9 protein-coding genes are annotated in these 12,625 nt (G+C 64.3%); 5 read left to right on the top strand and 4 right to left on the bottom strand.

Going from position 1 to position 12,625, the window contains the following annotated elements:
* Positions 1 to 34 precede the first annotated feature (34 nt).
* Positions 35 to 889, top strand: a complete 855-nt coding sequence (locus IPM84_00320) for a deoxyribonuclease IV (protein MBK9091242.1) — start codon at positions 35 to 37, stop codon at positions 887 to 889.
* Between the two features lie 21 nt (positions 890 to 910).
* Here IPM84_00320 and IPM84_00325 read toward each other — a convergent pair whose 3' ends face one another.
* Together IPM84_00325 and IPM84_00330 are read right to left on the bottom strand one after the other, a co-directional pair.
* Positions 911 to 1,699, bottom strand: a complete 789-nt coding sequence (locus IPM84_00325; protein MBK9091243.1) for a hypothetical protein — start codon at positions 1,697 to 1,699, stop codon at positions 911 to 913.
* A gap of 105 nt (positions 1,700 to 1,804) precedes the next feature.
* Positions 1,805 to 2,830: a DUF2270 domain-containing protein gene (locus tag IPM84_00330; GenBank protein MBK9091244.1), complete on the bottom strand. Its 1,026-nt coding sequence runs from the start codon at positions 2,828 to 2,830 to the stop codon at positions 1,805 to 1,807.
* Between the two features lie 264 nt (positions 2,831 to 3,094).
* On the opposite strand from IPM84_00330, the gene IPM84_00335 reads away from it, so the two are divergent.
* The 4 genes from IPM84_00335 to IPM84_00350 are packed head-to-tail and all read left to right on the top strand — an operon-like array spanning position 3,095 to position 10,002.
* The gene (locus tag IPM84_00335) at positions 3,095 to 3,703 is read left to right on the top strand and encodes a plasmid pRiA4b ORF-3 family protein (GenBank protein ID MBK9091245.1); all 609 of its coding nucleotides are present in this window, start codon (positions 3,095 to 3,097) and stop codon (positions 3,701 to 3,703) included.
* A 23-nt stretch (positions 3,704 to 3,726) separates the two neighbouring features.
* Complete coding sequence (locus IPM84_00340) at positions 3,727 to 5,475, top strand: DUF3459 domain-containing protein (protein MBK9091246.1); 1,749 nt, start codon at positions 3,727 to 3,729, stop codon at positions 5,473 to 5,475.
* A gap of 4 nt (positions 5,476 to 5,479) precedes the next feature.
* Complete coding sequence (locus IPM84_00345; protein MBK9091247.1) at positions 5,480 to 8,572, top strand: MBL fold metallo-hydrolase; 3,093 nt, start codon at positions 5,480 to 5,482, stop codon at positions 8,570 to 8,572.
* Between the two features lie 41 nt (positions 8,573 to 8,613).
* Positions 8,614 to 10,002 carry a glycerate kinase gene (locus tag IPM84_00350; protein MBK9091248.1) on the top strand — a complete coding sequence of 463 codons (1,389 nt, stop codon included), beginning with the start codon at positions 8,614 to 8,616 and terminating at the stop codon, positions 10,000 to 10,002.
* 41 nt (positions 10,003 to 10,043) lie between these two features.
* Here the strand turns inward: IPM84_00350 and IPM84_00355 are convergent, their stop codons facing one another.
* Complete coding sequence (locus IPM84_00355) at positions 10,044 to 10,631, bottom strand: nitroreductase family deazaflavin-dependent oxidoreductase (protein ID MBK9091249.1); 588 nt, start codon at positions 10,629 to 10,631, stop codon at positions 10,044 to 10,046.
* A complete protein-coding gene (locus tag IPM84_00360) occupies positions 10,628 to 12,406 on the bottom strand; it encodes a glycerol-3-phosphate dehydrogenase/oxidase (GenBank protein MBK9091250.1) in 1,779 nt (592 codons plus the stop codon). Before IPM84_00360 ends, IPM84_00355 begins: the two co-directional genes overlap by 4 nt.
* Between the last annotated feature and the right edge of the window lie 219 nt (positions 12,407 to 12,625).

A 12,625-nucleotide genomic window follows, 5' to 3' on the forward strand; every position in this document is an offset into this window, starting at 1 on the left:
GGGCAGCAAAAAGGAGCTTGAGATGGAGCTTGAGATGGTAAATCTTGGCGCGCATATGTCTGTGGCCGGCGGCGTGAGCCGGGCGTTCGAACGCGGCCAATCCATCGGCTGCACGTCCATGCAGATTTTCACGCGCAATCAAAACCAGTGGAAATGTAAGCCATTGGAGGCGGCGGAGATCGCACGCTATCAGGAACTGGCGCGTACCACGGGCATCAAGCCGGTGGTGGCGCACGCGTCCTATCTCATCAACCTCGGCACGTCCGCCGATGACCTGTGGGAAAAATCGGTCGAGGCCTTTGGGATCGAAATCGAACGCGCCGATCAGTTGGACATCGAGGGCGTCGTTCTGCACCCAGGCTCGCACATGGGCGCCGGTGAGGAGACTGGTATGCGCCGCATCGCGCAGGGGCTGGATCGCGTCCACGCGGCCACGCCCGCGGCGCGCACGCTGACCCTGCTGGAAATCACGGCCGGTCAGGGCAATCACCTGGGCTACCGCTTCGAGCAGTTAGCCACCATCATCGCCGCGCTCGACGCGCCGGGCCGCGTGGGCATCTGTTTCGACACCTGTCACGCCCTGGCCGCCGGCTATGAGTTCCGCCAGGCCGACGATTATCAACGCATGTGGGATGCGTTCGACAAGACCCTGGGGCTGGCGCGGCTCAAGGTCTTTCACCTCAATGATTCTAAGAAGGACCTGGGTAGTCACGTGGATCGCCACACTCACATCGGCGAAGGCTTCCTCGGATTGACGCCGTTTCGCCTGCTGGTGAATGATGCGCGTTTTCAGGCGCTGCCGATGATCCTGGAAACGCCCAAGGAAGAAGACATGGCCGATGACGTCATCAACCTGGCGCGGCTGCGCGAGTTGATTGAGAGGGAATAAGCGAAAATCGAAAATCGGCAATTACCAGGCGCGGTCCAGGTTGACATGATCCTTACGGAAGAGACGGCGCGCGCGCTGTAGTTCGGCGGGGGCGGGTTGGCGCAGGGCAAGCAGATTACGCAGACCCTCCACGCGCTGCTGTTCCAGGCTGAGCAGGCGCTCGATCAGGTGCAGCTTGGTGGAATGATCTGGCACCGACCCAGCAGCCTCTTTCAGCGCATCCCAGCGCCCGTCGAAATCGCGCAGGCAGACCAGGGTGAGCCAGTAATCGTTGTAGGTGTAGATGATCTCCTGGCCGCGATTGATGGTCGCGGAAAAGGTTTCGCCGCCCACCGGCTCCGGCCGTTCGATGCGCGTGATCTGCCCTGGCGTGGCGGTCATGACCCGGAGGGCCTCGATCAGCAGGGCGCCCTGTGCAGCGCTCAGGCCGCCGACTTGGGTTAGGTAGGCAAAGAAATCATGCACCGTCGTAGCCATCGCCACCCGTTCGGTGATGCCGATCCTGCCCAGCACCTTGCGATCGGTAAAATCGGTGACCAGTTCGCTCAAATGATAGGCGCGCAGCGTCTCCAGCCCGCTGATCTCCGGGCCAAGATGATCGAGATACCACACCAGGAACCGAATCGTTTCCCAATGAGCTTCGAACGCCTCAGCATCGGCGCCGTGGTTGGCCAGCATCTGCAGAAAGCCTTCGATATAGCGACGCTCGATGTGGGTTTCCCAGTCAACCTCTGCTTCGTAGAAATGCGCCACCTGGCGCAGGACGCGCTGGAGAGTCACCGCATTCGTCTTGTGTCCCGTCGTATCCATGTCTTTGTGTCCCACCTCAGCGCCTTGCCTGCCGATCTTATTGGCCGCTATCGTCCTGCATTATACTCGATAGACGCGCTGCTGACGAATTGCACGATCCATGGTCTATTTTCTAGTGAATGACTCAAAACCCTTGCCCAGGATCTCATGGACTTGATTGATGATGATGAAGGCAGAGGGATCAATGTGGCGCACCAGGCGTTGCAGTTCGTTGGTCTGGCGTGGGGTGAGGGCGCACAGGAGCACCTGGCGCGCCTCGCCGGTGAACATGCCGGTACCCGTCAGGCTGGTGACGCCGCGGTGCAGATCGCCCATCAAGCCACGTGCCACCGCATCGCCCTGACTGGTGATGATGATGGCCAGGCGTTCACGCCGGTGCAGGCGCAGAGGCACATTGTCCAGGCCCAACAGGGGAACGCCGTGCGGCAGCACTTCGCTGGTGGTCTGGCGCAGTCCCAGCGTGAGCCAGCCCACCAGGAAAATCAGTACAAAGGCCAGTCCACTGCTCAGCATGACGAGGCTGCCGTCCACGCTGCCGATGCTTGCCCGTGCCACCAGGGTGGCAGCATCGGTTGCGGCCACGGGAAACAGGGCCAGATTGGCCAGCCAGGCCAGGCCCAGCAGGATGAAAATCCACTGGTAGTTGCGCCGAAAGCGACGCCCCAACGCCTCCAGGATCGTGATGGGAAACTCAGGCGTGAGCAGACTGCTGGCTAACTTGTCGGCCCAATGGGGACCAGGCGCAAAAGGCGGAATGAGCATCGCCGCGAAGAAGTCGGTCTCCATCAGGCGCACCCGCGACGCCCACAGCTCATAATAGCGGTAGCGGCGGGCTTCCATCCACCAAAATAGCCCGACCAGGATCATGTCCAGTAGAATGACGGCATGGGGCAGCCCGCTTCCCCCAAACGCCAGGCTCAGGGTCGCGCCCGTGGTGACCACTGCCCAGTTGGTGGTTGTGTCCAGGCGTAAGCGCCAGGTGTTGGAACGGCCCAACTCGCCGCGATAGAAGTGAGACATGGCGGCCGTAAATTCACCGGCGCGCATGTGGTAGCCTCGAAAACTCCAGGCGTCGTGCTCGCCAGCCGTACTCGACGCCGGTGCTTCCCGCGGAACATCCTCTGTGCTCATGGTAAACCTCCCTGTTGTGACGCCTGGCGTGTAGGATCAGATCACATCATAGCACGATCATGCGGCGTAAGCCAAAGGGCAAGGCCGCGGCATCACCTCAACCGCGGCTATTTTCAGGTCAGGCTGTCTTGTGGCATAATGGGAGCAGAAATTCCCCTTCCTGTTTTCCCGTGGCGACGATCAAATGTTGCGAGAGGTATTCACATGGTCAAGCCTCAACACGCAGGTTTCGATTTTGCGACCCTGCAAGCCCACCTGGACGACATGGCGCAGATCTATGCGCCCCATGCGCTGCAGCGCGGCCGGCCGCGTGCGCAGCCTGAGCCGGCCCCCATCTATCAACTCAAGATCACGCTGCGCCACATCAAGCCCCCCATCTGGCGCCGCGTGCAGGTGTCCGGCCACATCACCCTGGCCAAGCTGCATACCCTGATTCAGGTTGTCATGGGCTGGACCGATTCTCATCTGCACTGCTTCGAGGTGGACGGCATCAGCTACAGTCTGCCAAATGAAAATGATGATCTCGACATGCAAGATTCGCGTGGCGTCATCCTGACTGAGGTGGCGCCGAATGAGAAAGACAAGATCAGATACGAGTACGATTTTGGCGATAGCTGGGAGCACGACATTGTGGTGGAGAAAGTGCTGCCGCCCGACGCCGAATTCAGGCACCCGGTCTGCATCACCGGCCGGCGCGCCTGCCCGCCGGAGGATATTGGCGGCCCGTGGGGATATGTCAGATTCCTGGAAATCATGGCTAATCCTGAAGATCCAGAATATGAAGAGATGTTGGAATGGTATGGGGATGATTTCGACGCCGACACCTTCGATCGCGTCGAAATCAACCGTCAACTGCGGGTCATGAATTGGTGAGTCGCACTGAGAAAGAAGTTGGCATGAAAAGCAAGAACAGACTGTGTTGTCATCCCGGCGCTGCGAGGCTGATCCTGTTCAGCGCCCTGCTGCTGGCGGTCGTTGGGCTGAGCGCCTGTCAGACGCAGACGCCGGCGCCGGCGCCAACCATGACCCCGCTAACGGAGACCCCCGTCGCACCGACGCCCACCCCGGAGCCTCCCGGCGGGGCGGTGGCGCCCATCAGCGGGCTGCCGCAGGCCAGTGACGGCCTGGGCTGGTGGAACAATACGGTGTTCTACGAACTGTTCGTGCGCTCCTTCTATGACGCCAACGGCGACGGCATTGGCGACCTGAACGGCCTCATCGCCAAGTTGGACTATCTCAACGATGGCAATCCTGCCACCACCAGTGACCTGGGCGTGACGGGCCTGTGGTTGATGCCGATCATGGCTTCGCCCAGCTACCACGGCTATGACGTAACCGACTACTACCAGGTCAACCCGGCTTACGGCAGCAACGACGACTTCAAACGCCTGTTGGCCGAGGCCCATCGGCGGGGCATCCGCATCGTGATTGACATGGTCCTCAACCACACGTCCAACGAGCACCCCTGGTTCCTGGAGGCGCAGAAGCCCGCTTCACCGCGTGAAAACTGGTACATCTGGGCGAGCGAACGGCCAAATTATGCGGGACCGTGGAGCCAGACGGTGTGGCACCGGCTCGGTGATCGCTACTACTACGGCATCTTTTGGGAGGGCATGCCGGATCTCAACTACCGCAACCCTGAGGTGGTTGCGGAGATGGACAAGATCGGCGCCTTCTGGCTGCAGGAGATGGGCGTGGACGGCTTCCGGCTGGACGCGGCGCGCTACCTCCTGGAAAATGAACAGGAACAGGCCAGTACCCCGGAGACCCACCAGTGGTGGAAGCGCTACGACGCGGCGATGAAAGCGATCAAGCCGGAAGCGCTGCTGGTGGGTGAGGTGTGGACCGGCACCAAAGAGGTGGCCGAGTATGTCAAGAACGGCGAACTCGATATGAATTTCGAGTTCGATCTGGCCAGCACGCTGGTGGATACGGCTCGCACCGGCTTTGGCATGTCGGTGGGCACGATACAGAACTTTGTCTGGAAATCGTACCCACCCAACCAGTTTGCCACCTTCCTGACCAATCACGACCAAAATCGGGTGATGAGCGTCCTGGGCGACGACGTGGCGAAGGCGCGCGTGGCCGCCGCGCTGTTGTTGACCGCGCCGGGCGTACCCTTCCTGTACTACGGCGAAGAGATTGGCATGATCGGCGCCAAACCCGATGAGCAGATTCGCACTCCCATGCAGTGGGCGGACGCAGAAAACGCCGGTTTCAGCACGGGCAAGCCGTGGATCGAGGTCAAACCCAACTACACAACCAGCAATGTGGCAACCGAGAGCGCCGCGCCCGCGTCGCTGCTGACCTACTATCGCACGTTGATCCACCTGCGCAACGAGCACGAGGCGCTGCGCGTGGGCGATTACACCAAACTCGACGCGGGTAACAACAAGCTCTACGCGTTCTGGCGTCGCAGCGCCCAAGAAACTGTGCTCGTGCTCATCGTCCTGGGCGATACCCCCATCACCGATTACCGGCTGATGCTGGAACAGAGTGATCTGCTTGGCGCGCGCGCTCCGGTGGAACTGCTCACGCAGGCGCTGCTGCCCCCACTCCCCTTGCCGCAGTCGGCCGGCGGCGTCAGCGAATACCGTCCGTTGGCTGAACTGGCGGCGCAAACCGCATACATCATTAGGTGGTAGGGCCATGAAAATATCATTTCTCGGTGGCGCCGATGAAGTGGGCGCCAGCAGTATCCTGATCGAGATCGGCGGCCGGCGGCTGCTGGTTGATGCCGGTATCCGCCCGTCACCCAAGACGCATTGGGAGCTGGCGGGCGATCAGTTGCCGGACCTGAGCCTGATTGACGATGCGGGCGGCATTGACGCCATTCTGGTCACCCATGCGCACACCGATCACACGGGCGCGCTGGAGCTGGTCTGTGAGCGCTATCCACACGCGCCGATCTACGCGACGGGCGTGACTATCGCGCTGACGCGGGTGCTGCATGAGGATGCCCGGCGCATCATGCTGGCAAAGCGGGATGCAGAGGGCGAGCTGCCGCTGTTCGACGAGGTGGCGGTCGGCCGCTTGCTGGCGTCCTTCGTACCGGTCACGTTTCGCCAGCGCGTGAGCCTGGCGCCAGGTCTGGCCGCAACGTTCTTCCCGGCCGGCCACATCGCGGGCGCGGCGATGATCGGCCTGGAGAGCGACGAGGGCCGGGTGCTGATTACCGGCGACATTTCCATCTCGGCGCAGCGCACGGTGGACGGCGCGCGGCCACCCGCCTTCAAGCCGGATGTGGTCATCATGGAAAGCACTTATGGCGGTCGGCTGCATGCGAACCGGGCGGCAGAAGAACGTCGCCTGGTCACGACCATCACGGAGGTGACAGGGGCCGGGGGCAAGGTGCTGATTCCGGCCTTTGCGCTCGGTCGCGCGCAGGAGATTCTGCTGACGCTGGCTGAATTTCAACGCCGCGGGGAGCTGGCGCCCATCCCCATCTGGGCCGACGGCATGGTGCGCGCGGTCTGTCAGGCCTATAGCAGCTTCCCTGAAACGCTGCCGGTGGCGCTGCAGGCGCGCGACGCGCAGTTCTTCAACGACACCATTCGCCCCATCGAACGCGCGGCCCAACGCAACGATTTGCTGTGGCAGCCGGACCCGCTGGTCATTGTGGCGAGTTCCGGCATGTTGGCCGGGGGGCCTGCGCTGCACTATGCGCGCGGCCTGATGACTCATGCGCAGCATGCGATCCTGCTCACCGGCTACCAGGATGAGGAGTCGCCGGGGCGCCGCTTACAGGAAGTTGCGGCACGTGGACACGGCTCGCTGCAATTGGATCAGGATCGTGCGGTTGTTCATTGCCGCCTGGGAACTTATGCGCTTTCGGCCCATGCCGACGAAGGGCAGTTGGTGAGCCTGGTGGAAGCCCTTGACCCCGCGCAGATTTTCCTGGTGCATGGCAGCGCAGGCGCACGCCTGAGCCTGGCCAATGCGCTGCGCAGCCGCGGCCGTCTGGTGCATCAACCGCGGGCCGGCCAATCGTACGAGTTGCGTTTTGCCGCGGCTTCGACTGCGGCGGCTCTGCGAGGCGTCGGCGCGAAGCGCCCGCTGCACCTGCGGCGGCTGTGGGAAGCCATCACGCAGGCCGCTGACGCTGAGACGCTTCATGCGCCATTTTACCTGACGCGGGACGAGCTGGCGCAGGCCTGGTGGGGTGAAAATCCGGCGCCACAGCATCTGCAGACGCTGACGATGGCCCTGACGCAGGACAGTTTGTATTTCGTAGCTGACGCGCAACGTGAGCAGGTCTACCGGGTGCGCCCGGCCGGCCAGGTAGAGCTGCAAGAGCGGCGACGTGAGCAGATGACGACCTACGCGGACGCAGTCAATCAGTGGTTGCTGATCAAGGCGCCGGATGGGCAGGCCGCGGTGGTACGTTGCCTGGCCTGTGCGGCGGACCATCTGCAGGTGGCCGCGCTGGCGGAGGACCAGGCGCGCTGGAACGATGACAGCGAGCTGCACACGACCTGGCCCGAGGATGTGCTGGGCCTGCTGGGGCCTGGTGATGGAGATAGGGAGCCTGTGCCGCCGGCGGGCGTGGTTGCGCAGTTGTTGAATAAGCTGCCCCGCACAGCGCAGGAGGTGACGATGGAATCGAACCAAGCCTTGATCTTTGCCCGGCAGCAGTTCCCGGCCGCGGCGCGTTTGCGCAAGACGGGCTATCGCCTGGTGGAGCGGGTGCTGGTGTTGACGTTCGATTTTCCTGAGGTGGCGCGCGTGGCCTTCGCCAGCATCATAACGGACATCGAGAACAAGTCCGGCTGGGTGGTTGAAGTGGCGGCGGAAGCCAACCAGGGAGCGCTGAGCACGATGGTGAGTGAGGTGTTGCCGGCCGGCTGGAAGGTGAGCAAGGGGCCTTCGATTCATCGCGAGCAGCGCCGCGTAACGGCGACGGTGACGTCTGATGCTGAGACAGACGCAGACGCCACGGCCGCGCTGTGCGCCCGTTATGCTGAGACAACCGGGTATACGTTGGAGATAACGCTGATGGCGCCGGCTGCCAGTGTCCCCGCGCTCCAGGTCAGTCAGCCCGGGGAGAAGGCATCAGAGCCGCTGGAGATCAATGCTACCTACGCGGCCATCCGCTCTGCGCTGGCCGACAGCACCCTGTATCGGGTGGGTTTGCGCGACAAGACAGTCAATGGGATCATGCTCTCCTTCATTTCGGCGGCGGTGGGTGAACGGTACCGGGCGCAGATCAGCGAACTGGAGCAACGCTGCGGCTGGCAGCTCGTCATCAACCCGCAAGCGAACCAGGACGCCATCCTGGAGATCGCGCGGCGGCTGCTGACGCATGAAGGGGCGACGATGCTAAAAGGGCCGAGCATTCACCCCCGGCACAACGATGTCCGCGTGACGCTGGCGGCCGCGTTGGACGACGAGAACCGTCAGCGCCTGCTGAGTACCTTCGAGCGAGAAACCGGCTTCCACCTGTGGCTGCAGATGCCGCGACCTGAGCCTCGGCCGGCGCCAGAGGTTCGGCCGGCCGCCAACGTGCTGCAACTGGCGCCCGGACTGATTCACCTGAACGCCATCCAACAGGGAGTGATACTGAACCCTGAGAAGCTGAACCGGATCATCGAACGTATCCGCCGCCAGGGTGTGCAACCACCGCTGCAAGTGCGGCGCACGCGCTTCGGCTATGCACTGGTGGACGGTCTCTACCGCCTGCGCGCGGCGCAAAGCCTGGGGTTGACACGGGTGCCGGTAGAAATTGTCGAAGGCCCTCTGTAACTCAAGCCTCCGGCTTGAGCGCGGCCGAGAGCGAGGATGCGATGCCAACCAGGTGGAAAACAGCCCGTGTGATCGCCGCTGAACTACAGCAGGCCGCGCTGCAGGCGGCCGATCCCGGACGTGCGGTGGCGCGGCATGTGCGGCGCGACGGGCCGCTGCTGACGGTAGGCGACCAGGGCTACGACCTCAGCACCACAGGACGACTTTTCCTGCTCAGCGTCGGCAAGGCCAGCCTGGGCATGGCCGCGGCGCTGCTGACCTGCCTGGGGCCGTGGGCGCAGCGCAAACTCGGCGGCGGCTTGATCGTGCTGCCGGAGGCGCTGGTCGGGGCGGCGCTCGCCTGGCGCGGGGCAGTAGCCAGCGACTTGCGCATCATCGGCGCCGGGCATCCGCTGCCCTCGGCGGGCAGTGTGGTGGCCGGCCAGGCAGCCCTGGAACTGCTGCAACAGGCGACCCCGGCCGATCTGGTCATCTGTCTGCTCAGCGGCGGCGGCTCGGCCTTGTTGACTGCGCCGGCGCCTGGCCTCAGCCTGGCCGATCTGCAGGCCACGACTCAACTTCTGCTGCGCGGCGGCGCCACCATCCACGAACTCAACGCGGTGCGCAAGCATCTCGACCAGGTGAAGGGCGGAGGGCTGGCGCTGGCGGCTGGTGACGCCAGGCTCTGCAGCCTGATTCTGTCGGATGTGCCGGGCGACCGGTTGGATGTGATCGCCTCCGGCCCGACCGCGCCCGATCCCAGCACCTTTGCTGACGCCTGGGCGGTTATCGAAAGAGTGCAGGGGGAGGCGCAGGTTCCGGCGGCGGTGCGTCAGCGTCTGCAAGCCGGCCGGCGCGGCGAGCTGCCGGAGACGCTGAAGCCGGAAGCCGCGCGTGCGCTGCCCTTACAGCACCAGGTGATTGGCTCCAACCGTCTGGCCGTGGAGGCGGTGGCGCAAGCGGCGGCTGACCGCGGCCTGGCGCCGTTGATCCTTGCCACCCAGTTGGCAGGCGAGGCGCGTGAGGTGGGGCGCGTGCTGGCGGCCATCGCGGGCGAGGTGGCCCGGCATGGGCGGCCGCAGCGCCAACCCGCGTGCCTGGTGGCCGGCGGCGAGACCACCGTCACCGTGCGCGGCCGCGGCCGCGGCGGGCGCAGCCAGGAACTGGCGCTGGCCGCCGCGCTTTCAATTGGGGACGCCGGCCGGCCGGTGGGTCTGCTCAGCTTTGGCACTGACGGCATTGACGGCCCGACGGATGCAGCGGGGGCCTGGGTGGACGACACCACAGTGGCCCGCGCCCAAGCCCTGGGGCTTGATCCGCTGGCGGCCCTGGCCAACAATGACGCCTACCCCTTCTTTGCCGCCCTGGGCGACCTGATTATCACCGGGCCGACCGGCACCAATGTCAACGACGTGGTGCTCATCCTGGTCGGGGACATGCCGAACGTGTAAAAAGAACCCGTTTTCCTGGAGAAAACGGGTTCCTGGTTATCTCAGCGCTTGCGGCGTAACAGCAGTGGAAGCAGCAGCAGGGTGGTCAGCGGCCAGACCCAGGCAAGCTCGCCAGGGCCGCCAGGGCCGGTGCGCGCTTCGGTGCGTTTGATGTGCAGCAGGCGGTAGGGGGCCGTCACCTGGGCCAACTCCGCATCGCTCAGCTTCCTGGGGTCCACCCCTGCCAGCGGAGCCGCGGCGCCGCTGGCGATGAGCACGCTGCGCAGCAGGGGCAGCGCGGTCGGCGCACCGGTGATGTCTTCAGCAACGCCGGCCCACCAGCCGTCCGGCAGCCAAACCTCCACCGCCGGGTTGGCGATGATGTTCTTGTACCAATCGGAGCCGGCGCCAAAGCCGGCCGTACAATAGACCTCGCCATCCACCTGCGCATAGTTGACCGGCGTGAAGCGCCGCCGGCCGCTCTTGCGCCCGGTGTGGACCAGCACCATGATGCGTCCGCTCATCGTCGGCCAGGCGTTGAGCCACTGCCCCAGGCCCAGCCGCCACAGCGGGACCATCAAGCGCCGATTCAGGACCTTGAACGCCTGACGCAGCGCTTCTTCGGTTGTTGACACACTTGTCGTTGTCATGTTGTTCTACTCCTGTTTGCAGACGAAAGCCGCACCTTCTTGCGGCGCAGCAGCCAGGGCAAGCCAACTGCGGTCACGCTCAACGCCATGCTGACGAGGAGGCCTATCAGGCGCCGGCGTTCCTGGCGTGCAGCCATCCTCTGCAGGCGTTGGGCATGAGCCGCCTGCAGCCGTGGCCGCCAATCGGGGATCGTGGCCGGCGCGGGGATGCTGTAACAGCGTTGCCAGAGCGCCCGGTAGGCCCGCTCTTCCGCCTGCCAGCGTTCATCGTCCCAGCCCAATTCAGGCTGGCAGATGGCGCGCACCCGGGGCAGAAGGGCCGCGCCGCCCTGCGGCAGCAGCAGGCCCACGCGCACGCGACGCAGCAGCAGATCGTCCAGGTGGATGACCCCTTCGCTGGCCGCGGCAAAGCGCAGCTCCGCCCACACGGTCAGCGTGCCGGGCAACGGTTCCAATTCGCCGGGCTGTGCGGCCTTGACAACGGCCACGGCATCGGCGCCGTAGCGACCCAACAGGCGCCGGCGCAGGGTTTCGCTCAGCGCCGCCGGCAGGTCCATGTCAACCGGGTTCAACACCGGCTGCTGCTCGTCCAGCACGGGCAGGGCGGGCAGGCGATGGCGCACCGCACGCAGCGCATCCAGGGCAATCAGGCGAAAAGTGGTCAACTTGCCCCCGGTGACGGTCAGCAAGCCGCTTTCTTCCCACACCACATGGTCGCGTGCTTCTTTGGAAGGATCGGCCTGACCGGTGCCGATGACCGGCCGCACCCCGGCATAGGTGGCGATGACATCCGCCAGCGTCAGGCGCAGCGAGGGAAATTGCGCAGCGGCCGCCGCCATCAGATAAGTCACCTCGTGCGCGGAGATGGCCGGTTCAACGAGGGGGTGCGTGAGCGCCTCGTCATGATCCACGTCGGTCGTGCCCACCAGGGTGACGCCTTCCCAGGGGAAGATGAAGACAGGGCGGCGGTCGAACGGGTGCAAGAAACTGACGGCCTGTCCCAGGGGAAAGCGTTGGGCGGAGAAGATCAGGTGGCTGCCGCGCAGCGGGCGAATGCGCGGAACGCCGCCGACCTGGCCGCGCAGGACGTCGGCCCAGACGCCGGTGGCGTTGATGACAACGCGCGCGGTCACGGTGGCAGTGGCGCCGGTCACCTCATCGCGCACCTGCACGCCACAGACCTGGCGGTCGTTGCGCAGCAGGGACTCGACGGTCGCATAGTTGAGCGCGCTGCCGCCGGCCGCGACGGCCTCGCGAATGACGCGCAGCACCAGGCGGGCATCATCGGTCTGGGCATCGCCGTAGCGGAAACCGCCCTTCAGCCCCTCCTGCAAGATGTTCGGCGCCAGCTTTTGGAAATCGGCTGCACTGTAGCGCCGGTGGCTCCACTGCAAAGCCAGCAGGTCGTAGACAGTTAGCCCGGCCTGGTACATCCAGCGGCCGGGGTGATCGCCGCGGTAGGTGGCGAGCAAGAAGCCCAGGGGGTCAATCAGGCCAGGGCCTTCATCCAGCAGGCGCTCACGCTCATGCACCGATGCCCGCGTCAGGCCGATTTTGCCCTCTTTGAGATAGCGCAGACCGCCATGCACCAGCTTGGACGAGCGGCTGGAGGTGCCCCAGGCGAAGTCGCGCTGTTCCAGCAGTAACACCCGCAGCCCCAGGCGCGTGGCCTCGCGCAGGATGCCCGCGCCGGTGATGCCGCCGCCGACGACGATGATATCCCACGCCTGATCGAGGTGCGCCCAGGTTTCTTCACGCCAGTTGCTTGTCCACATACCCGTATTTTAGCACAGCAAGAGACTCTCACACAAAGACGCCAAGACCAGGAATTCCAAATGTACCCGGAGTCGAGGCTTCAGCCGGTCTAATTCCAAATGTACCCGGAGTCGAGGCTTCAGCCGGTCTGCCACAGGGTTCTCAAGTGCGCAATAACCGGCTAAAGCCTCCATTCCAGGTGTCTTCAGCAACCACATTGTGAGGCATTTGATTCTGGC

Origin of the sequence: Candidatus Amarolinea dominans, assembly GCA_016719785.1 — a bacterium.
Lineage (GTDB): Bacteria > Chloroflexota > Anaerolineae > SSC4 > Amarolineaceae > Amarolinea > Amarolinea dominans.

Coding starts and splice junctions, on each gene's coding strand:
- IPM84_00320 (MBK9091242.1), top strand. CDS start 35: ATGGTAAATCTTGGCGCGCATATGTCTGTGGCCGGCGGCGTGAGCCGG.
- IPM84_00325 (MBK9091243.1), bottom strand. CDS start 1,699: ATGGATACGACGGGACACAAGACGAATGCGGTGACTCTCCAGCGCGTC.
- IPM84_00330 (MBK9091244.1), bottom strand. CDS start 2,830: ATGAGCACAGAGGATGTTCCGCGGGAAGCACCGGCGTCGAGTACGGCT.
- IPM84_00335 (MBK9091245.1), top strand. CDS start 3,095: ATGGCGCAGATCTATGCGCCCCATGCGCTGCAGCGCGGCCGGCCGCGT.
- IPM84_00340 (MBK9091246.1), top strand. CDS start 3,727: ATGAAAAGCAAGAACAGACTGTGTTGTCATCCCGGCGCTGCGAGGCTG.
- IPM84_00345 (MBK9091247.1), top strand. CDS start 5,480: ATGAAAATATCATTTCTCGGTGGCGCCGATGAAGTGGGCGCCAGCAGT.
- IPM84_00350 (MBK9091248.1), top strand. CDS start 8,614: ATGCCAACCAGGTGGAAAACAGCCCGTGTGATCGCCGCTGAACTACAG.
- IPM84_00355 (MBK9091249.1), bottom strand. CDS start 10,631: ATGACAACGACAAGTGTGTCAACAACCGAAGAAGCGCTGCGTCAGGCG.
- IPM84_00360 (MBK9091250.1), bottom strand. CDS start 12,406: ATGTGGACAAGCAACTGGCGTGAAGAAACCTGGGCGCACCTCGATCAG.